This is a genomic window from Micromonospora vinacea (assembly GCF_015751785.1).
Lineage (GTDB): Bacteria > Actinomycetota > Actinomycetes > Mycobacteriales > Micromonosporaceae > Micromonospora > Micromonospora vinacea.
Map to the genome: position 1 here is coordinate 1,756,583 of NZ_JADOTY010000001.1, position 20,556 is coordinate 1,777,138.

A 20,556-nucleotide genomic window follows, 5' to 3' on the forward strand; every position below is an offset into this window, starting at 1 on the left:
GCGCCGACCAGGAAGGGTGGTCGGATCACCTGCGGTCCGACCACCCGCCGCGACCGTACGAGCTATCGGCGGCTCCACTGCTGGTTGGTCTGGCCCGTGCAGGTCCAGAGGACGAGCTTCGTCCCGTTGCCGGTGCCCACGTTGTAGGGGTCCAGACAGAGCCCGGACTGCACCCCGGTGATGGTGCCGTTGGCGTTGACGTTCCACTGCTGGTTCGTTCCGCCATGGCAGTCGTAGATGGTGACCTGGGTGCCCGGGGAGGTGCCGTAGCCGGCGGCGTCGAGGCACTTGTTGCCGTACACGGTCAGCGTCCTGCTGCTCGTGTAGGTCCACTGCTGGTTGGTGCGGCCGTGACAGTCCCACAACTGCACCTGGGTGCCGTTGGTGGTGGAGGAGCCGGGGACGTCGACGCAGCGGCCGGACAAGGCACCAACGATTGCTGTGGTCTGCCCGGTGCCGCTGCCCGGGTTGCCGATGCTGCCGGGCACCGACTGCAACGCGCTGTACCAGCGGGCGGCCATCTTGTCGTAGCCGCCGGACGTGGGGTGGACGCCGTCGATCAGGTCGGCGGTGCTGAGGGCGCTGTGCATGTCGACCAGGCGCACCCGCTTGCCGGCGTTCACCTTGCTCTGCACGATGCCGGGGATCGCCGCGTTGAAGGTTCGTGCGGCGGCCTCCTGGTTGCTGTTGGAGAGCGGGATGATCTGCGCGACGAACACCTCCGCGGTGGGAGCTGTGGTGGTGATCCGGTCGATCAGCGTGGAGAGCCGGTTCGGCGCGGTGCTCACGTTGTAGTTCTGCAGGATGTCGTTGGTACCGATGTGCAGCAGGACGGTCTGCGGCCGTTGGGTGTTCAGCCAGCCGACGATGTTCGCGTCGATCTGGTCGATGCGCCAGCCGGGATGTCCCTGATGGTCGTGGTCACCCAGGCTGGCTGGCCCGTTGAACTGCGACCCGACGAAGTCCACTGTGTATCGACCGTTGACGAGGCGCTGCCAGAGCCCGATGCGGTACCCGCCCGGCACCTGGGTGCCCTCGGTGATGGAGTCGCCGAGAGGCATCACCCGCACCCCGCCGTTGGATTCCGCGTTGGCCGGGCCCGTCGAGGTCAGCACCCCGGCGAGGACAACACCGAGTGCGGCGGTCGCCGCGAGCCATCTTGCCCTCGTTCGCATAGATTTCTCCCCTGCGGTTTAGTGCTGACCGAGGAGTCAGGCCGTCGCGGCCGCTGCCACATCGGCATGACGATGCCGTCGCAGCACTGGGACGGATTGTTAACGCTAACAGCGATCTATGTAAATTCTTGTCGCTGATCTGGCCCGCGTCAAGCGCCAGCAACTGGTCTCCGTGCGCCGAACCAGCGTCGCCGGCTGCCCCTCGTCGTCAGTGCCGCTTGCCGCCTTCATTCGCCCCGCCCTCCCGTACCCGGCGGGCCGAGCGGGTGGGGCGGAAGGGCAGGGCGGTGTCTCAGGGGCCCGAGTGACACGTACGCCGAATGTAGGTCTTTTTCGCATAAGACCGTTTGATGTGAGGATCGCTCGACTACCTTCGCCTTGGTGGCGACAACCGATTTGTCGCCTTCTGCACCGACTGTGACGTGCGGAGACATGGCGCGCGGAGAAGGGCCAGGTAGCTCGATGTCCAACTATCTACACCCGAACATGAGCGAAGTAGCGGCAGGTCAGGCCCGACCGTCGAAGAGGCGGCGGGCGCGCTGGCTGGTCGCCGGGGTGGCCGGCTTAACCGGAGTGGTCGGCCTGGCCGCCTTCACCTCGGCGGGAGTCAGCGGAGCGGCCGGGAAGAGCGGCAACCCCTCCAACGCCGGAACGCAGGTCCTCGCCGACGGCAGCCGGGACAGCGGCGACGACCACGGAGGCCAGGACCCGGGCGGCCGCGACGGCAAGGACCACAAAAAGGACGACGACCGTCGGGACGACAAGGGCGACGACTTCCGGTCGGTGCCCTGCAACGCCGACGAGCTGATCGCGGCGATCGTCCGCGCGAACGCCGGCTCCGGGGCGAAGCTGCGGCTCGCCGAGAAGTGCACCTACACGCTCACCAGGTCCGCACCCCAGCCACCGGTGCCCTTCGGTGCGGTCGGCCTGCCGATCATCACCCAGCAGGTCGTGATCGACGGAAACGGGTCCACCATCGTCCGCGCGGCCAACGCCACGCCGTTCCGGATCCTGGAGGTCGGCGCCGGCGGCGACCTGACGCTGCGCGACGCCACCATCAAGGGCGGCCTGGCCGAGGGTGGGCTCGGCGCCGGCGGCGGTGGCATCCGGATCGACATCGGCGGCAGGTCCGTCATCGAGAACACCAACGTGGTCTACAACCACACGAACGGCCCGGGTGGCGGGATCGCCAACTTCGGCGTCACGAAGATCCTCGGCGGGACCGACCACGGCAAGGACAAGAAAAAGGACGACGGCGGCAGCAACATCAGCAACAACAGCGCCGTGTTCAGTGGCGGAGGCATTCACAACAACGGCAACCTCACCGTGCAGAACACCCGGCTGAGCTACAACAACACGATCGGGGTCGTCAACATCCTGCCCATCGGCGGCACCGGCGGCGGGTTGTCGAACAGCCAGGTCGCCGTGCTCGAGAACGTCCACCTGGACAACAACACCGCGGGCTTCCGTGGCGGCGGCATCAGCGGCGGCATCAACTCCACCACCGAGGCCAGGAACGTCGAGGTCAACGACAACCGGGCCGGCAGCGAGGGCGGCGGAATCTTCGCCGACGGCGTCTTCCACCTCTACCACGGCAAGGTCCACCACAACGAGGCCGGCCAACGCGGCGGCGGCGTCTACAACCAGATCGGCGAGTTCGTGGCCGAAGACAGCTGGATCAGCGAGAACGTCGCGAGCACGAACAGCACCATCGAACACGGCGGTGGCATCTACAACGGCAGCGGCACCGTCGTACTGCGGCGCAGCCACGTCGACCGGAACCGGGCCATCGGCTCAAGCTCGCAGGGCGGCGGGATCTACAACAACGCCACACTCAACCTCACCGAAAGCAAGGTCACCGACAACATCTCCACACTGGCACCCGGCGGAATCTTCAACGACGGCGGCCAGGTCACCGTGGACCAGAAGACCGTCATCAGCGGCAACCGGCCCACCAACTGCACACCCAGCTCACCGCCGGTGCCCAACTGCTTCGGCTGATCGTCCGACCGCCCCGGCGCTCGGGTAGCAAGAGGTAACAGAGCAGGTAACGCATCCGGTCCCGCACAGGTTCGGTCACGAAGATCGGACCTGCGGCGGGACCGGATGCCGTCCACCGGGCGACGGTTCTCCGGGTTGGGCGGCTCAGGTCTCGATGATGTTGTTGTTCTCGTCGATGCCGTGGCTGCGCCAGTAGACGTCCCACTCGTCGTCGACGTGCTGCGGAACCTTACCCTCCGGGTAGCGGACGTACGGCGGGGTCGGCTCCTGCCCGTCCGGGAAGCAGGCGCTGCCGCCCTGCCCGCCCACCGCGATCGCCGGATACTCACCGCCAGCGCAGATGTTCTCCCGGAACGAGCAGCCGGTGGTGGCCATCAGCCCACCCATGCCGGCCGCGGCCAGGGCGATCATGATTCGCGTTCGCATGGGGAGAAATTCTGGTCGCCGCGGCCGCGTCTGCCATCCGCACGCGTACTCATCTCGCGCCGCGCGTCACAACTCATCGCCGGGTACAGCACGACCAGTGGGCGTCCTCAAACAGTCAGACCATCTGATCCATAGCTTCGGCGAGGCGGTCCGAGCTCGTGCGTTGCAAAGTCGGCACCCGCCTTTTCTCGTCTAGGGCTGGACGTCGTTGGAAAGGTTGATCCGGATCCCCGTGTTGCGGTATCCGGCGCGACCGAAAGCGGCCGCCATAGGCGCGTTGCCCATGTCGGTGGTGGCGGTGATGCGCGATTCCCCGTTGGTCGCGTGAAGGCGGGTGATCTCGGCGAGCACCTCGTCCACGTAGCCGCGCCCGCGGAACTCCGGCACCACCCCGAGATAGCCGACGTTCACGTTGTACGGGGTCGCGGAGGGAATCGCCATGCCCGCCACCTCGCCCTCGTGCGTGTAGGCGATTCGCCACCACTCCCGCTTGCCCGGCGCCCTGAGATAGAACTCCATCTCTTCGCGCGCGGTCGCGTCCACGCCCTTGGCGGCCAGGTTCGCACGGGTCTGGGCGTCCAGGCTGCCCTGGGCGATTCTCCTGAACACCGCGAGGAACTCCTCGTCGGAGGCCTCGGTGAACCGCAGCCTGCCGGCTGCGGGGGGCACCCCGTCGGCGGGTGCCCACTCGAACTGCAGCCGCTCCACCTCGCGGATGAGGCCCGCCGCATGCGCCGCCGCCCGCCGCCACTCCACGGCCGCCGAGGTGGCCGGATCGTCACGCCAGCCACCGGTGACCTCGATCATGTACTGCACCGGCTCCGGGAACCCGGCCAGCGCGGCCCTGATCAGCTCGGCGGCGACGGCGGCACGGTCGCCCACGGCTGGATCCACGTCGAGGCAGTCGAGCGCGACCGGATGCGGGCTGCCCTTCGGCCCCCACCACAATGCCCGTCCCACGACCTGGCCGTCCTGCTCGGCGATCCACGTCCATTCCGGCCGGTACATGTCCTCGGCCAGTTCGGCCAGGTAACGGTCGGCGGGGATCCACCCAACGGGCTCGGTCACGATCCACGGGGTCACGCGGTCGAGGTCCGCGGGGGCGGCAGCGCGGTAGGAGATCACGTGCCGAGGCTAGCGAAGCTCAGCACCATGATTCGCGCGGGCCGAGGGACTCCTCTCGCTCGGCTACAGCAAGACTCCAGTGCCTGCGGCTCAAGTCCCTGCGGACTCAAGCGGATCTCCTCGTCGGGCGGCGGCCATGTCCCGTGCGCTATTCGGGCAGTGAGGAACCCGGTGGCTCCCAGCTTGGCTCCCACGTCCGCTCGAAGGCTGATTATGGCGGACACGAAAAAGCCCCCAACCCTGCCGTTTCGGCTGGTCGAGGGCTTCCCCATGCTATGTGCGCCCGAAGGGACTCGAACCCCTAACCTTCTGATCCGTAGTCAGATGCTCTATCCATTGAGCTACGGGCGCTTGTGCTCAGCCAGTGTACACACCCGGCTTTCGCGCGGAGACTCCGGGATTCGAACCCGGGAGGGGCTTTAAGACCCCAACCGCATTAGCAGTGCGGCGCCATAGACCAGACTAGGCGAAGTCTCCCTGGTGATCCTCAGACCACCGCGCCCGAGGATACAGGTCGCCACCCACCGGGAGCAAAACGACTTCCGGGGTACGCCCACCAGGGTCGGCCCGCCCCCGTGTTTCAACGCTGTGCGTCGGCGTGATCGGGACTACGCTCCATCGATATGCAGGAGCAGCCGCCCAGCGAGTCGACCCGTCGAGAGCCTGCTGAACGAGCGCGCCGGCGCTCCCCGCGGGCCACCTTCCGGCCGCCGATCGTGGCCGAGGAGCCCGCCGAGGTGGTGGAGCCTGAGGCGGCGGCGCCGCCGGCAGCCGCTCCGGCGAGCCGACGGGCCAAGGTTGCCCCGGCGGTGCTCTTCCAACCACCGGAGCCGGACCGCCCTCTGCCTCGACAGCCCCGGCCCACACCGGCTGAGCTGACCACCGAGCAGCCCGAGGAGCCGAACGGCGACCAACCGGGCCCCGCCACAGGGGTCGCATCGACACCGCCGAAGGCCCGGACCGCCCCCGTTCGCAAGGCTGCCCCTCGGAAGGCAGCCGACGCGCCCGCCGAGGTGACCCCGACCACGCCGGCACCCCGCAAGCGCGTCCTGAACTCCACCAAAGCCGCGAGCACCACCGGAGAGGCGAGTACCACCACACCGGCAACCCCGGCCAAAGCGGCAAAGACCACCAAGCGCGCGGCCACCCCACGAAAGAGCACCACGCCGGCAGAACCCGCCCCCGAAACCGTAGCCAGGCAGCAGACGACACCCGCCGCGCAGCAGACGACACCCGTTGAGCAGCAGCTGACTCCGGCAGAACCCGCCGCGCGGCAGCTTGAGCCTGCTCTGGGGCGTACCCCGGAATCGGAGCTGCGCGCGGTCGCCGCGCAGGTGCTCGACCACCCGGGCTTCGCGCCGGAGCTGTTGGCACTGGCGGCGGTGCGGTCGCTTGGGCCCGGCGCGGCCGGATGGGCCCTGGGGTTGCGCACCCGGTATCCGGATGCCTCGGCGGACGGCCTGGCCCGGTTGGCGACCCGGCGGTTCGTCCGCTCGGCGGGTGCGGGCGGGGCGACCGCCGCGCTGGCCGGTTTCTTCGCGCCGGTGGCCGAGTTGGCGGCGGTGCTGTGGACGCACTCGGCGCTGGTGCTGCACCTGGCCGCCGCGTACGGCAAGGATCCGACGCATCCCGACCGGGCCGTCGACCTGCTGGTGCTGACCCAGGTGCACCCGGATCGGGCGAGCGCGGCGGCGGCCCTGACCGCCGCCGAGTCGGCGGGTGACCCGGTCGAGGGGGCGTGGCCGCGCGCGGCGGAGGCGGCCTGGCGGTTGGCCGCGCCACTCACGGCGCAGGCCGGCGGTTGGGTGGCGTTGCGGCTGGTGGCCCGGTTGCTGCCGGGTGCGGCGGTGCTCGCGGCGGCGTTGGGTGACGCGGCGGCGGCGGACCGGCTCGCGGCCCGAACGATGGCCGTCTACCGACCCGACCGGCGGCCCGCTTGAATCGGCGGCCACCATCACCGGACTCACTGTCCGCGTCCCGAATCAGCTTCTCCACGTAGTGCAGCCCTCGATCACGGGCGTCGCTGATCACCTCGGTCCGGGGGCACCCTGCTCGCGGGGAACGACAGGGCCTCCTGCCCACGTGTTGGAATCGGTGCTTTCCCGGTGGCCGTCCGCGATCGACCACCGGGAACGCTGGTCAACCGGCCCGGTAGGAGAGGTAGTAGCCCTCGTACGGCCAGCTGTGGAAGTTGTTGAGCTCGGACGCAGCGCCGGTGCAATCGGAGGTCCGGTAGCCAGAGACGGAACCGAAGCCGTTCCAACCGATCGCCCAGATCGCCTCGGCCGGGACCGGGCGGCAGATACCGTCGGGCGTGGCCTGCCTGCCTACGATGATCTGCGTGTAGGCCTGGTAGAAGACGAGGCCGGTGTCGGGAACCTTGAGCGTCTCGACAGCGGCTGCGGGCGACGCCGGTATCGTCACGGCCAGTGTGGTGATCAAGGCGGCGGCGAGAGCCGCAGCGATTCGGCTGGTAAATCTGCGCATGAGCTTCCCCTTCCTAACGGTGTTCAGGGACGGGACCGGAGCTCGTTCAGCCAGGGATAGATTTACTTGCATCGATTATGTTCCCCGTGTCAAGCAACCCGCCGCTGATCACTGTCGCTGAGCGGCCCGAACGCAGAGCTGGCTACGAGCTGGCCGCCTGCCACCCGAGTCGCGGGGGCGTTCGGAGGTGGCCGGATCGACCGGCGGCCGCAGGTCCTTGACGGTGCAACTTTCCCACGATAGCTTGAGTCAATTCATGTTTATCAATGGAAGTAGGTAGCCGTGCTGTTGAAACCCTTCGCCATCGCCGGGGTCATCGCAGGTGTGCTGGCTGTTGCCCCTCCTGCCTCGGCGGCACCCCAGTCGGGGGCCGGCGTCTACCCGCCCGGGAACTGCCAGCCGGGCACATTCTGCGTCTGGCCCCACTGGGATCACCCGAACGGGGTTCCTACGGCGACTCCGTCCCTGGTGACCACCACGGAGTGGAACGGCAACATCACGGGTTTCAACTACTACAACTACACGAACCGGAACGCCGAGATTAGCTGGTCGTTCACCACCCAGGGAATGACTCTCACCGGCACGGACTGCGCTCCTCCTGGTGACGGATTCTTCTACGTTCCCATGACCGTGACGAAGGTGAGTTGGCGGACGCACGCCTGCTGAATCCCGCCGTTTTCTGCCTTCCCGGATTCGGTGCTCCCGCTTACCCAGTGGTCTTCGTACCGGGACGACCACCGGAAAGCGGGCGGCGAGCCCAATCGGGTACGGGTCGTCGAGAGCCTCTCACCCCTTACTCGGGCGGGCGCTGCGCGAGATGCGCACCGAGGCGCGGATGACGCTGGACGGCGCAGCCGAGGCGATGCAGTGGAGCCGGCACTGGTTCGAGCTGTACGTCGGCCTGGAATCCGCCGCCGCCCGGCGTTGACCGGTCAGAGCCAGTCGAACCACTCCCTGGGCAGCAGCGCGTAGCCGACGAAGGCGAACACGTCGAGCAGGGTGTGCGCGATGACAAGCGGCATCACCCGCCGGGTGCGCAGGTAGAAGAGGCTGAACACGACGCCCATGATCGCGTTGCCGACGAACGCGCCGAAGCCCTGGTAGAGGTGGTACGAGCCGCGCAGCAGCGCACTGGCCGCGATGATCGCGGCGAGCCGCCACTGGAGTTGGCGCAGCCGGGTGACCAGGTATCCGACCACGATCACCTCCTCCAGCACGGCGTTCTGCACGGCGGCGAGGATCAGCACCGGGACCGCCCACCAGACGTCCGGCAGCGCGGCCGGCACCAGCGTGGCATTGAGGCCCAGGTGGGCCGCCACCCAGAACAGCGCCAGCCCGGGTAGGCCGATCAGCGCCGCCAGGCCGGCCCCGCGCGCGACGTCCTGACCGGGCCGCCGGGCGTCCAGGCCGAGGGTCCGCGCCGGGTCGCCGGGGTCACGGCTGAGCAGGTGTACGGCGAGCAGCACCGGCAGCAACGCGAAACCGATGCCGAGCAGTTGGTACGTGAGGTCCAGCCAGGGGCGGGCCGACGCCGAGGTGTTCAGCGAGGCGGTCTGCTTGGAGAGCGGACCGTCGGCTGTCAACTTCGCGATGATCGACACCACCGCGTAGATCGCGGACTGGCCGAGGGAGAGGCCGAGGACCAGCAGCGTCTCGGTGCCGAGCATTCGGCGGGACACCGGGCGGGTCAGCTCAACGGTCACCGCACCACTCTGCCCGACGGGCGGCACCCGGGACATGGCCGACCGGCCAGCATGAGCCGATCGCACATTCTGTGCGACCAGTCGACACTCTCCGTGGAGATTCTATGGGCGCCCGATCCGTTGCCGTCTGGAGAAGGAGCGTCAGTGGACAACCTCGCGCGGTTGCTGAAGGAGAGCTGGACCCTGGTCGAGGATGACCGGGTCCGGTTGAGCGGCCACTTCTACGCTCGCCTGTTCCTGCTCGACCCCGCCCTGCGGCAACTCTTCCCGGTGCAGATGACCGGCCAGGGCGACCGCCTGCTCGAAGCGATCATCACGGCGATCCACACTGTCGACGATCCGGAGAGCTTCGACGAGTTCCTTCGGGCGCTCGGCCGCGACCACCGCAAGTACCACGTCGACGAGCGGCACTACGCCACGATGGGCGTCGCACTGCTGGACGCGCTGCGTAGCACCGCCGGCGACGGCTGGAACCTGGAGTACGACCAGGCGTGGCGGGAGGCGTACGCGGCGATCGCCGCCCTGATGGTGGCCGGCGCCGCCTCCGACGACGACCCGCCGTTCTGGCATGCAGAGGTGCTGACCCACGAGCGGTACGGCCCGGACACCGCCGTGCTGACCTGCCGGGCGTTGCAGCACCCGCTGCGCTGGCAGGCGGGGCAGTACGTGAGCCTGGAGGTGCCGCGCTACCACCCTCGGGTGTGGCGCAACTACTCGGTGGCGAACGCCCCGAACGACGACAACGTGTTGGAGTTCCACGTCCGGTCTCCGGGGGCCGGCTGGGTTTCCGGCGCGCTGGTGCGTCGGGTGCGGCCGGGTGACCTGCTGCGTCTGGCGGCGCCGATGGGGTCGATGACACTGGACCGCGCCTCGGAACGGGACATCCTCTGCGTGGCCGGCGGCGTCGGGCTCGCGCCGATCAAGGCGCTGGTGGAGGAGTTGGCCACCTTCAACCGGACCCGGTGGGTGCACGTCTTCTACGGCGCCCGGCAGGCGGCCGACCTGTACGGCCTGGACGGGTTGCAGGAGCTGGTGGCCGTACACCCGTGGTTGTCGGTCACCGCGGCGTGCAGTGAGGACCCGGACTTCGACGGCGAGCAGGGCGAGATCCCGGACGTGGTGGCCCGGTACGGCCCGTGGACCACGCACGACTGCTACGTCTCCGGTGCCGCCCGGATGGTCCGGTCCACCCTGCGGGTGCTCGCCGCGGACGATGTGGCGCCGCCGCACATCCGCTACGACACCTTCGGTGACCTCTAGACGTTCCTCCCCCCACGCCGGGGCGCGTGCCCCTGCCCCCTGGGGCACGCGCCCCGGCCCCTTCCTTTTCAGTAGCGCCAGGGGTGCCCGGACTCCCGGTACTCCTCCACCGGCACCAACGGCACGCCGGGTGCCATCCGGTCGACGTAGAGCCGACCCTCCAGGTGGTCGATCTCGTGTGCGACCAGCCGGGCCATGCCGAACTCGAACGACGTGATGACCCGGCTGCCGTCCCACTGGGCGTGCTCCACGTCCAGTCGCAGCGGTCGGGGCACCAGACCTCGGTGGTCGAAGAAGGAGAGGCAGCCCTCGTACTGCTCGTCGGTCTCCAGGTCGGCGTCGACCACCCGGGGGTTGAGCAGAACGACCGGCTCCGCCGACCGGTCGGGGGGCCGCACCACGGCCGCCGCGCGGCCGATGCCGAACTGCGGCGCGGCGACACCCACCCCCTTGCTGAACGGGTGCAGCTCGTCGAGCCGGGCCAGGGCCATGGTGAGCCGGTCGACCACGTCCCGGGCGACGTGTTCCTCAGCGGGCAGGTCGAACGGGCGGGCCCGCTGACGGAGCAGGTCGTCCCCGCGTTGCACGATGCCGAGGCCGCGCATCCGGTCGCTGGGTCGGACCCTGGCGCCGCCGGGGCCGAGGTCCGGTTCGTTGTCCGGGCGGGCGCGGAACCGCCACTGCATCCGGTACCGGGCGTTCAACGGTGGGTCGTCGGTCTGCCAGTCGTAGATCGCCCGGTCGCCCTCGTCGTGACGCTGCGGCGCCGTCCGCAGCGGGCCCTCCTCCGCGCTGAGCGAGGTCTCCACGCCCCAGACCTGCGGGTCGAGGGCCGCCGGCAGGTCCAGGCGTACGGCGAGCTGCCGGGTGGGCAGTCGGACGGCCCGCTGGAACCAGGGGCCCCACTTCTCCTGCCCGACGCTGTACGCGTACTCGATGGTGGCCCGGTCGCCCGGGTAGAGGGGGAAGCGCCTCTCCCCGTTCTCGAAGAGCAGCCAGATCTCCTTGAACGCGTCCCGATCGTGCTTGGCTCGCCAGTGCATCGGCTCCGGGTCGCCACCGCCGTCGTCTCGGTGGGCCTGGATCTGCAGCTCGGCGAAGGTGAGGGGATGCTCCCGGTGGTGCCGGTTGGAGCGGCCGGGGTCGTTCGGGTAACGGTCGACGGCGACCCGAGCCAGGTAGCGGGTGACCGGCTCGGTGCCGGCGTTGTACAGCTCACGGTGGATGACGCACCGGTAGCCGTCGTCGGCGTGGGTGAGGGTGGCCAGCTCCCGCTCCACGACCAGGCCGGTGCCGGGTGGCAGCCACTGTCCCGGCAGGTGCGGCTCGCGCTGCGGCTGACCCGTCCGGGCGTGCCGTAGGTCGTCGTACTCCCGGAAGCGCTGCCAGATCGCGCCGCTGGCCTCCAGGACGGCCTCCGCGCGGCGGGCGAAATCCTCGGTCGGGCGGTGCCGGCGCCCCTCGACGTGGCTCACGTAGGACGGGTCGAACCCCATCAGGACGGCCAGTTGCTTCTTGGACAACCCGCGCCCGGTTCGTTGCCGGGCGAGTTCGGCCGCGAAGGAGTCGGCAGCCCGTTCGAGGGGTGAGGTCGTCATCAGCTTCCTCGGGGCCGGGGATATAAGTTTTCACGTTCCGTGCCTGAGCACACACGCATGTGGCATGTTTTCGACACACCGCTTGACAATCCACCGATGACCATCGATCGTGCGACCGCGTTTCCCAGCACTGACTCCGGGTAGTACGCGAAGCGCTACTCCCGTCGAATACGGGGTGACCTGGGCGTCTGGGATGTGACCAAGGTGAGGCTTCCCTTACGGCCAGGGGTCTGGTTAGGCTAGCCTTAGCTCAGGACGGCACTGGTTCGTCCGCCGGGGCGCACTCCTCGGTCACACAGACAGGGGACGACTCAGGTGACAGCGGTGATGCCGAGGCGGGAGGCCGCCACCACACCGCTCGCCCCCGTCACCGCGGCGCTCCGGGCCATGTTCGGCACCGACGACCTCCCCGGCCTCGCCCGGGGCCTGCTGGTCGACGACGAACTCGGCTGGGCGCCCGCCACCACCCTGATCGACGGCAGCCGACTGCCGGAGCTGCTGAACGGCGCCGCCGTCCGCTGGGGCGGCACCCCGCACGCCTGCGCGGCGCTGGCCTGGAAGTCGTACAGCTACTGGGCCGCGCTGCCGGTCGTGCTCGGCTGGGCCTCCGCCCGGCGGGTGCCGCTGCTCGATCCGACCAACCTGCTGATCCACTTCGAGGACCACCGGCAGCTGCTCACCATGGGCATGCGCCGGGGCACCACGGTGGCGGTGCTGCCGAACGATCCGCTGGCGCTCGCCGGCCTGCCGGAGGTACGGGTCGTCGCCGACGAGGCCGAGCTGCTGGCCGCACTGCGCGCCTCGCTGCTCGACGCCCACCTGGCACCGCTCATCACGGCGATCCAGTCCGAGGTCCGGGTGGGCACCCGGACGCTGCTCGGCTCGGTCGCCTCCGGCATCGCGCACGGCATCCTGCGGGCTGCTGACGGCCTGCCCGGCTCCACGGTGCAGAGCATCGACACACTGCTCGGCGCACTCGACCTGACCGACCTGATCGAGTTGGTGCCCGGGCCGACCGGCGAGCCCACAGTGCAACGCCGCACCTGCTGCCTCGCCTTCACGCTGCCCCGGCCGAAGGTCTGCCAGGGCTGCTGCGTCCGCTAGGCCGCTGGGCCGCACGGGTCAGTCGGTCAACGACCGGACGTCCCACACCCACACGCCGCCGGTGAAGACCGGTTGGATCCCGGTCAGCTCGGTCATCCCCCGGCGCAGCGCCGCCTCGTGCTCGTGTGGCCCGAGGATGACCACCCCCGCCCGCCAGTAGCGCAGGTCATCGACCGCTCGGACCCGGCTCTGCGGGGTAATCGGGGGCACCGCCCCGGTACGCCGGATGGTGGCGAAGAAGCTGCTGGTGGGGCGTGGAGTCGCACCGAACAGTGCGACCTTCGGCGGGTCGGCGCTCGGGCGGGTGTCCGGGCCGAGGAAGTAACCACGGGCCAGCGGCATGTCCAGCCGGGTCGCCGCCGACCAGCGCAGCGGCTCCGCGTACGTGCTGTCCGGCAACGGAAGGGTCACCACACTGCGCCCACCGGCCACGTACGGCCGCCACGCCCCACTGGTCACGAAGGTGGGGACCGGGTCGAGGCGGGCCACCGGCAGCGGGGTGGGGACGATCGGCAGCAGGGCCATCGTCAGCACTGTGGCGGTGACGAAGCGGACCTGCCCCCGGGCGGCCGGGTGTGCGCCGGTCAACTCTCGGGCACGTTCGGCACCGTAGGCGAGCAGCAGCCCGATGATCGGGGTGATCGCCAACGCCCAGCGCGTCGGCACCACCGAGTGCAGGATGGGCAGGTTCTCCAGCGCCGCCCAGGGGCCCGGCACACCCGTACCCCGGTTGTCGAAGCGGACCTCCCGTCCCAGCGAGAGCACCGCGAAGAGCAACCCGAGCGCGGCCAGGGCGAGCACCACGATCGAACGGCGCAGCCACCAGACCAGGGCGATCACCAGCACCAGCAGCCCCCAGCCGAAGAAGCTGTTCTCCTCGGTCGGGTTCTTGGCCAGGCCCGCGGCGGTGCGCGCGCTACCGGCGAGTGATTCCCGGGAGTACGCGACGAACGAGGCCAGGTCGCTGGAGTAGCCGCGGATCAGGCGGGACAGCCCGGAGTACGCGTCCGGTCCGAAGAACTGGACGTACAGGGGGTACGCCAGCAGGAGTCCGGCGACGACGGCGGCGACGGCCAGGCCGGCGAGGAAGGGTCGGGCCCGCGACCGCAGATCCGCGCGACCGAGGGCGAGCACAGCGGCGACCACGCCGAGCCCGATCGCGGTCATCAGCAGGATCTCCAGGTTGAGGAATGCCTGCCAGACGATGACCAGCGCGAGGAGGGCCCCGTTGCGCAGCCAGCGGCCTGGTTCGCCGAGTCGCAGCGTGCGCCAGATGATCAACGGGACGACGAACTGCGACACGATGTTCGGGTGCCCATTGGCGTGCGACACCATGGCCGGCGCGAACGCGCAGAAGCCCGCGCCCAGCCACGCTGGCCCCCGGCTGCCGATCACGACCCGGGAGAGCAGGAAATACCAGGCCGTGGCGGTGGCAATCATGCCGACGGTCAGGAAGAGCAGAAATGACGCCCGAGGTCCGAACAACAGGGTGATCGGCGTCATTGGCAATGAAATGGATAATACGGACGTATTGGCCATCAGATTCACGCCGTCGGGGACGTTCATCTGATTGGAATGGAACGGATACGCAAAGTGCGTGACTACTCGCGCACCGTGGGCCATCATCCATTCAAACTGTGACTGATCGGTCTGGTTGTCCCGCACATCACTGCTCGGGTCCAGCCAGAGCCGACCGGTGACCCAGAAGCCGAGCAGCACGAAACTCAGCACGGCGGCCAGATCGGCCCACATCCCCCTGCGGGAAGGCCGAACGGCACCGGAGGCCCCCTCCGCCGACGAAGCGGCGGCCGGGCCGCCACTGTCGCTGGGCACGTCCGGTTCAGGAGTAGTCATGACAATTCATAGGGTAGTCAGCGTATGGCACCGCCGTGACATGTTTCGGGGTACTGCCGTACTATGTGCCGGGTTCGCCGACCGCCGATCACGAACCCACCCCCCGACCACAATTCGGCCACCCCGATGCCCCGATTCTTTCGCCGTCCCAGCGGATGATTCACTCTGTCGGTCCAGGCACGGGTCGAGTTCATATCGTGAGGAATCGACGCATGGCAGAAATCACTGGGGATCAGCGCGTGCAGTCCGAGGTCCTGGAAGGCCTGGCAACCGCTGTCAACCACCGTCGCTGGTTCATCGAACTGGCCGTGCCGTACCTCGGCGACGACCCGATCGAGATCGGCAGCGGCCTCGGTGACTACGCGCTGGAATGGTCCGAGCGGTTGCCCCGGTTCACCGCCACCGAGGCCAACCCGGACCGGCTGGTGCAGCTCAAGGAGCGCCTCGCCGACCGCCCGAACATCGACGTCCGGCAGATGCTGCTGCCGCACAACGACCGCGGCGACTACAGCGCCGCCGTCTCGTACAACGTCCTGGAGCACATCGAGGACCACGTGGGCGCGCTACAGAGCATGCGCGACCTGGTCCGACCCGGCGGTGCCGTGATCATCATCGTGCCGGCGTTCCAGTTCGCGATGGGCCCGGCCGACATCGCCACCGGGCACGTCCGCCGCTACACGAAGAAGACGCTCGGGGCGGCGATGACCGAGGCCGGCCTGACCATCGAGAAGATCCACTACGCGAACGCGCTCGGGCTGATCGGCTACTTCATGGCCACCAAGGTCTTCCGGCTGATGCCGAAGGAGGGCCCGATGGTCAAGGTGTACGACACCCTCGTGCTGCCCGCCACCAAGGCCGCCGAGCAGCTGGTGTTCCCGCCGTTCGGCCAGTCGGTCTTCGCCGTGGCCCGCGTCCCAGCCTGACCCACCCCCGGCCCCGGCCCCGGCCCCGGCCCCGGCCCCGGCCCCGGCCCCGGCCCCGGCCCCGGCCCCGGCCCCGGCCCCGGCCCCGGCCCCGGCCCCGGCCCCGGCCCCGGCCCCGGCCCCGGCCCCGGCCCCGGCCCCGGCCCCGGCCCCGGCGATCTTGCACTTCCTGTCGTCCTTATGCCCCGTTATGCCAGGGATGTCGGGACAGTAAGTGCAAGATCGCGGGAGCTGGGGGCGGGATTACTCCTTGATCTGGTACGTGGGGCGGATCACCGCACGGGCCAGGGTGTGGAACGTCAGGTTGAAGCCGACGTAGGCGGGACTGGCGTCCGGGGTCAGGTCCAGGCGGTCGACGTCCAGGGCGTGCACCGCGAAGACGTACCGGTGCGGGCGGTCACCGGGCGGCGGAGCCGCCCCGCCGTACCCCTGCTCGCCGTAGTCGTTGCGGACCGAGAACGCCCCGCCGAGGTCGGTGCCCGCAGCGCCGCCGGCACCGGTGGGCAACTGGGTGACGTTGACCGGCACGTTCACCAGCACCCAGTGCCAGAAACCGCTGCCGGTCGGCGCGTCCGGGTCGTAGCAGGTCACCGCGAAGCTCTTCGTGTCGGCGGGGAAGTCCGACCAGGTCAGCTGCGGCGAGACGTTGTCGCCCCCGGTGCTGCCATGCGCGTGCCGGGCGTCCATCGGCTCGCCGTTCTGCACGTCGTCGCTCGTCAGCGTGAACGAGGGCAGCGTCGGCAGCAGCTCGTACGGGTCCGGGGCGATCGGTCGTTCCAGGGTCATGGGGACGCGTCCTTCCGATGTGCGGAGATACCAGCCCCTTCTTACCCCGCCACGGCCGTCCCGACGACCGGAAGCACGCGCTGACCCGGTGTGGTTTCGCAGAGCTACGTTTGAGGTCGGGCAGCGTTCCTCAGGGGGACATCGTGGCCGGCATCTGGCAGGACTTCGTGGTGGCCGTCTTCACCGCGTTCCGCCGCCGGGACGAGCGAGCCATCGCCGACGAGCGCCGACGAGCGGTCGAGCGACTGGCCGAGGAGACGATCCGCCGGGAGCGGCGGACCAGCGACCCGCCGGAGTGACCGGGACGCGGCGCAGCGGACCACCTCGCCGCTGACCGTCAAGATGACCTGATGGGGCGGATTTTCGGGGCACGACCGATGGTGACCCCGGAGACACACCGACCCATTCTGTTCGAGATCTTCTTTGACCTGGTCTTCGTCTTCGGGCTCATCCGGGTCACCACGTTCATGAGCCAGCGGCCCGCGCCGGTGACCTTGATGCAGGGATTCCTCGTACTCCTGCTGCTCTGGATCTCCTGGCTGGTCTACTCCTGGCTGGGCAACCACGTCCGGATCGATGTCGGGTTGATCCGCGCCGGCGTCACAGTCGCGATGGCGGCCGTCTTCGTCGCCGCCCTCGTCATCCCCGACGCCTGGAGGACCGGACCGGGTACAACGGGATCCCGGCTGATCCTGGTGCTGGCCTACATCGTGCTTCGAGTTGTCGATCTGGTTCTCTTCCGCTGGGTGGCGGCTGGCAACCGGCAGGTACGCAGGACCATTCGCCTCTACACCCTCTCCACCGCGCTGTCCTGGATTCCGCTCGTCCTCGGCGCCGTGTTCGGCGGCACCGCACAGATCCTGCTCTGGGCGCTGGCCCTCACCATCGACATGGGCGGCGGGGTGGTCTCCTCGATGCTGAGCGGGTGGCCCGTACGCAGCCCCGGCCACTTCGCCGAGCGGCACAGCCTCGTGGTGATCATTGCGCTCGGGGAATCCCTGATCTCGGTCGCCGCCGGCGTCGGAACTCAGCGGATCCGTGGACCGATCCTGCTGGCCGCGCTCCTCACCCTGGCCGTCACTGTGTGCCTGTACTGGCTCTACTCCGCGAGCGCAGCAACCTCCAGGCAGGCGCTGACGACAGAGTCCGGGCTGCGGCGGGCCCACGTGGGTGCCAACGCCTACAGCGTTGCCCACTTCCCGGTACTCGCCGGGACCATCTACGTGGCACTGGGGGTCGAGCAGGTGCTGGCCGGCCTGGCACATGAGGAGTCCCACGGCATCTCGGAGTGGATGCCGGTCGTCGCGTTGTTCGGCGGGGCCGCCCTGTTCCTCGGGGGCCGGGCGGCGTTCCTGAGTCTCAGCGTCCGGTGCGTACGACCGGGGCAGTTCGTCGCACCCGTCGTGGCGCTTCTGCTGCTCCCCGTCGGCCGGCACCTGCCCGGCTTGGCCGCTCTCGGCCTGCTCACCGCGTTTCTCGTCGTGCTGCTCAGCTGCGAGGCGCGGACGAGACGATCGACTCGGGTTCAGTGATGTCGGGGTGTCGCAGGAGGTCCGACACCCCGATTTCCGGGAAGCCGAGTGGATCAAGGTGGGCGGAGGGTGTGGGATTCGAACCCACGAAGACATCGCTGCCTTACCGGTTTTCAAGACCAGCGCCATCGGCCACTAGGCGAACCCTCCTGGGCCGCCACCCGTGGGCGTACGGCCACGCATAGTGTGCCACGGCTCGCTTCGGACGGCCCGGCGTCCCTCCCCGGTACGCCAGCCAGGCGGTCTGAGGTGTCCACAGTGGGCTGGACGGTGCGCCTGCGGCACCCGGGAAGATCGGGAAGACTGGGCCCATGCGAGCCATCACGATTCCGCAGCCCGGTGGACCCGACGCGCTGGTCTGGGCCGAGGTGCCCGACCCGGCGCCGGGTCCGAACGAGGTGATCGTGGATGTGCGGGCCAGCGGGGTGAACCGCGCTGACCTGCTGCAACGGCAGGGGCACTACCCGCCGCCGCCGGGTGCGCCCGCGTACCCCGGGTTGGAATGCTCTGGGGTGATCACGGAGGTTGGCGCGGAGGTCGCCGGTTGGGCGGTCGGGCAGCAGGTCTGCGCGCTGCTGGCCGGCGGCGGGTACGCGGAGCGGGTCGCGGTCCCCGCCGGGCAACTGTTGCCGGTGCCGGCGTGCGACCCGGTCGACGCGGCGGCGCTGCCCGAGGTGGCCTGCACTGTCTGGTCGAACCTGGTCCAGGTGGCGCGGCTCGGCGCGGGCGACACGCTGCTGGTGCACGGCGGTGGCAGCGGGATCGGCACCTTCGCCGTGCAGTTCGGGGCGGCCCTCGGCGTCACAGTGCTGACCACCGCGCGGGAGAGCAAGCACGCCCGGCTGCGGGAGTTGGGCGCGGCGCACCTGATCGACTACCGGGAGCAGGACTTCGTCGAGGAGGCCCGGCGGGTCACCGACGGGCGCGGCGTGGACGTCATCCTCGACATCATGGGTGGGTCCTACCTGGGGCGGAACGTCTCCGCGCTGGCCACCGGCGGTCGGCTCGTGGTGATCGGTATGCAGGGTGGGCGCAAGGCCGAATTGGATCTCGGTGCGCTGCTGGCCAAGCGGGCGAGCGTCGCAGCGACGTCGCTACGGTCCCGTCCGCTCGCCGAGAAGGCGGAGATCGTCCAGGGCGTACGGGACGAGGTGTGGCCGTTGGTCGAGGCGGGCCGGATCCGGCCGATCGTCGACCGGCGGCTGCCGATGACCGAGGCGGCGCAGGCGCACCGGCTCGTCGAGTCGAACGATCACTTCGGAAAGGTGCTGCTCACCCGCCCTCCGGGCGGAGGAGCGGCCGTCAGTTGAGCCGCGCGCCCACCCGATTCGCCGTCAGTTGAGCGCGCCCATCCGGTCGGCCGTCAGTTGAGCGCGCCTGCCAGGTTCGGGTCGTCGGTCGGTCGGGGCAGCACCAGCCGGGCGCCCGGGCCCTCCCCGCCCAGGGTGTCCTCCGGGTTGTTGAGGGTGCAGCGCTGCAAGGACAGGCAGCCGCAGCCGATGCAGCCGTCCAGGTCGTCGCGGAGCTTGGTGAGCAGCCGGATCCGCTCGTCCAGCCGGCTCCGCCAGCTCGCGGAGAGTCGCGCCCAGTCCTGCGGGCTGGGGGTGCGCGCCTCGGGGAGCGAGTCGAGTGCCTCCCGGATCTCGTCGAGCGAGACGCCGACCTGCTGGGAGATCCGGATGAAGGCGACCCGCCGCAATTCGGCGCGGGCGTAGCGGCGCTGGTTGCCGCCGGTACGGTCGGCGCGGATCAGACCGAGCCGTTCGTAGTAGCGCAGCGCCGACGGTGCCACCCCGGAACGGGCGGACAGCTCACCGATCGTCAATAGATCCGGCATCACCAGGTCCTTGAGTTGAAGTCCACTTCAACTCACACAGTAGTGGCATGACCACCACACTGCCCACCGACAGCGGCGCCCGCCTGCCCGGGCTGATCCGACGACTGACCGGCGACGAGAAGCACGCGCCGAGCGCGCACTCCACCATCGACGTGCTCCAGGTGCTCTACGACCGGGTGCTGCGGGTCACCCCCGACACGGTCGACGCCCCTGAGCGGGACCGCTTCCTGCTCTCCAAGGGTCACGGACCGGCCGCCTACTACGCGGTGCTCGCCGCACACGGCTTCATCCCGGACGCCTGGCTCGACGACCTGGCCGGCCCGGAGAGCCGGCTCGGCCACCACCCGGACCGACTCCTGGTGCCCGGCGTCGAGATCGGCTCCGGCTCGCTCGGGCACGGGCTCGGGCTGGCCGTCGGCACCGCGCTCGGCCTGCGCGCCCAGGGACTGCTGAAACCCCGGGTGTACGTGCTGCTCGGCGACGCCGAACTCGACGAGGGCTCCAACCACGAGGCGATCGCGTACGCGGGAGCGACAGGCCTGGACAACCTCACAGCGGTCGTGGTCGACAACGAGTCGGCCAGCTACGGGTGGGCCGGTGGCATCGCCAGCCGGTTCACAGTCAACGGCTGGACCGCCGACACCGTCGACGGCCGGGACCACGAAGCCCTGTACGCGGCGCTGACCGGGCACCGGCCACGACACCCGCACCTGGTGGTAGCCCGCACCGAGAGCAAGGGATGACC

Annotated in this window: 19 protein-coding genes and 3 tRNA genes; 10 read left to right on the forward strand and 12 right to left on the reverse strand. The window is 69.7% G+C overall.

All coding sequences use genetic code 11. The features are described 5' to 3' along the window. Positions 1-62: 62 nt before the first annotated feature. Positions 63-1,175, reverse strand: a complete 1,113-nt coding sequence (locus tag IW249_RS08480; RefSeq protein ID WP_196920236.1) for a ricin-type beta-trefoil lectin domain protein — start codon at positions 1,173-1,175, stop codon at positions 63-65. Between the two features lie 462 nt (positions 1,176-1,637). On the opposite strand from IW249_RS08480, the gene IW249_RS08485 reads away from it, so the two are divergent. Further along, positions 1,638-3,176: a hypothetical protein gene (locus IW249_RS08485; protein ID WP_196920237.1), complete on the forward strand. Its 1,539-nt coding sequence runs from the start codon at positions 1,638-1,640 to the stop codon at positions 3,174-3,176. Between the two features lie 144 nt (positions 3,177-3,320). On the opposite strand, the gene IW249_RS08490 is transcribed toward IW249_RS08485, so the two are convergent. The 4 genes from IW249_RS08490 to IW249_RS08505 form a co-directional block, all read right to left on the reverse strand. Next, positions 3,321-3,602 carry an SCO0607 family lipoprotein gene (locus IW249_RS08490; RefSeq protein ID WP_196920238.1) on the reverse strand — a complete coding sequence of 94 codons (282 nt, stop codon included), beginning with the start codon at positions 3,600-3,602 and terminating at the stop codon, positions 3,321-3,323. Between the two features lie 192 nt (positions 3,603-3,794). Then, a complete protein-coding gene (locus IW249_RS34955; protein WP_307788547.1) occupies positions 3,795-4,727 on the reverse strand; it encodes a GNAT family N-acetyltransferase in 933 nt (310 codons plus the stop codon). A 278-nt stretch (positions 4,728-5,005) separates the two neighbouring features. Then, positions 5,006-5,078, reverse strand: a tRNA-Arg gene (locus tag IW249_RS08500). 35 nt (positions 5,079-5,113) lie between these two features. Then, positions 5,114-5,204 (reverse strand) — tRNA-Ser (locus IW249_RS08505). A gap of 146 nt (positions 5,205-5,350) precedes the next feature. Between IW249_RS08505 and IW249_RS08510 the strand changes: the two genes are divergently transcribed. Continuing rightward, on the forward strand, positions 5,351-6,667 hold the full coding sequence (locus tag IW249_RS08510) for a hypothetical protein (RefSeq protein WP_231392454.1): 1,317 nt from the start codon (positions 5,351-5,353) through the stop codon (positions 6,665-6,667). 199 nt (positions 6,668-6,866) lie between these two features. Here the strand turns inward: IW249_RS08510 and IW249_RS08515 are convergent, their stop codons facing one another. Next, a complete protein-coding gene (locus tag IW249_RS08515) occupies positions 6,867-7,214 on the reverse strand; it encodes a hypothetical protein (protein WP_196920239.1) in 348 nt (115 codons plus the stop codon). A gap of 282 nt (positions 7,215-7,496) precedes the next feature. Here IW249_RS08515 and IW249_RS08520 point away from each other — a divergent pair, with 282 nt between their 5' ends. Further along, entirely contained in the window at positions 7,497-7,880 is a 384-nt protein-coding gene (locus tag IW249_RS08520) for a hypothetical protein (RefSeq protein ID WP_307788548.1), read from the forward strand. A 266-nt stretch (positions 7,881-8,146) separates the two neighbouring features. On the opposite strand, the gene IW249_RS08525 is transcribed toward IW249_RS08520, so the two are convergent. Beyond that, positions 8,147-8,917, reverse strand: coding sequence for a CPBP family intramembrane glutamic endopeptidase (locus IW249_RS08525; protein ID WP_196920240.1), 771 nt, complete (start codon positions 8,915-8,917; stop codon positions 8,147-8,149). A 144-nt stretch (positions 8,918-9,061) separates the two neighbouring features. Between IW249_RS08525 and IW249_RS08530 the strand changes: the two genes are divergently transcribed. After that, entirely contained in the window at positions 9,062-10,177 is a 1,116-nt protein-coding gene (locus tag IW249_RS08530) for a globin domain-containing protein (protein ID WP_196920241.1), read from the forward strand. Positions 10,178-10,245: 68 nt separating this feature from the next. Here IW249_RS08530 and IW249_RS08535 read toward each other — a convergent pair whose 3' ends face one another. Further along, positions 10,246-11,775 carry a peptide deformylase gene (locus IW249_RS08535; protein ID WP_196920242.1) on the reverse strand — a complete coding sequence of 510 codons (1,530 nt, stop codon included), beginning with the start codon at positions 11,773-11,775 and terminating at the stop codon, positions 10,246-10,248. A gap of 327 nt (positions 11,776-12,102) precedes the next feature. Between IW249_RS08535 and IW249_RS08540 the strand changes: the two genes are divergently transcribed. Further along, complete coding sequence (locus tag IW249_RS08540; protein WP_196920243.1) at positions 12,103-12,879, forward strand: IucA/IucC family C-terminal-domain containing protein; 777 nt, start codon at positions 12,103-12,105, stop codon at positions 12,877-12,879. Between the two features lie 18 nt (positions 12,880-12,897). Here IW249_RS08540 and IW249_RS08545 read toward each other — a convergent pair whose 3' ends face one another. Next, positions 12,898-14,733 (reverse strand): DUF6311 domain-containing protein, encoded by a 1,836-nt coding sequence (locus IW249_RS08545; RefSeq protein WP_196920244.1) that lies wholly within the window; start codon positions 14,731-14,733, stop codon positions 12,898-12,900. 212 nt (positions 14,734-14,945) lie between these two features. On the opposite strand from IW249_RS08545, the gene IW249_RS08550 reads away from it, so the two are divergent. Next, positions 14,946-15,656, forward strand: coding sequence for a class I SAM-dependent methyltransferase (locus tag IW249_RS08550; protein ID WP_196920245.1), 711 nt, complete (start codon positions 14,946-14,948; stop codon positions 15,654-15,656). Between the two features lie 243 nt (positions 15,657-15,899). Here the strand turns inward: IW249_RS08550 and IW249_RS08555 are convergent, their stop codons facing one another. Further along, entirely contained in the window at positions 15,900-16,442 is a 543-nt protein-coding gene (locus IW249_RS08555) for a YbhB/YbcL family Raf kinase inhibitor-like protein (RefSeq protein ID WP_196920246.1), read from the reverse strand. Between the two features lie 143 nt (positions 16,443-16,585). On the opposite strand from IW249_RS08555, the gene IW249_RS08560 reads away from it, so the two are divergent. Further along, positions 16,586-16,741, forward strand: a complete 156-nt coding sequence (locus tag IW249_RS08560) for a hypothetical protein (protein WP_196920247.1) — start codon at positions 16,586-16,588, stop codon at positions 16,739-16,741. A 51-nt stretch (positions 16,742-16,792) separates the two neighbouring features. Further along, positions 16,793-17,974 (forward strand): low temperature requirement protein A, encoded by a 1,182-nt coding sequence (locus IW249_RS08565; RefSeq protein WP_196920248.1) that lies wholly within the window; start codon positions 16,793-16,795, stop codon positions 17,972-17,974. A 63-nt stretch (positions 17,975-18,037) separates the two neighbouring features. Here the strand turns inward: IW249_RS08565 and IW249_RS08570 are convergent. Continuing rightward, a tRNA-Ser gene (locus IW249_RS08570) sits at positions 18,038-18,124 on the reverse strand. A 161-nt stretch (positions 18,125-18,285) separates the two neighbouring features. Between IW249_RS08570 and IW249_RS08575 the strand changes: the two genes are divergently transcribed. Continuing rightward, positions 18,286-19,284 (forward strand): NAD(P)H-quinone oxidoreductase, encoded by a 999-nt coding sequence (locus IW249_RS08575; RefSeq protein WP_196920249.1) that lies wholly within the window; start codon positions 18,286-18,288, stop codon positions 19,282-19,284. A gap of 53 nt (positions 19,285-19,337) precedes the next feature. On the opposite strand, the gene soxR is transcribed toward IW249_RS08575, so the two are convergent. Continuing rightward, entirely contained in the window at positions 19,338-19,811 is a 474-nt protein-coding gene (soxR, locus tag IW249_RS08580; RefSeq protein WP_196920250.1) for a redox-sensitive transcriptional activator SoxR, read from the reverse strand. A 47-nt stretch (positions 19,812-19,858) separates the two neighbouring features. Between soxR and IW249_RS08585 the strand changes: the two genes are divergently transcribed. After that, a complete protein-coding gene (locus IW249_RS08585) occupies positions 19,859-20,554 on the forward strand; it encodes a thiamine pyrophosphate-binding protein (protein WP_196920251.1) in 696 nt (231 codons plus the stop codon). Positions 20,555-20,556 lie beyond the last annotated feature (2 nt).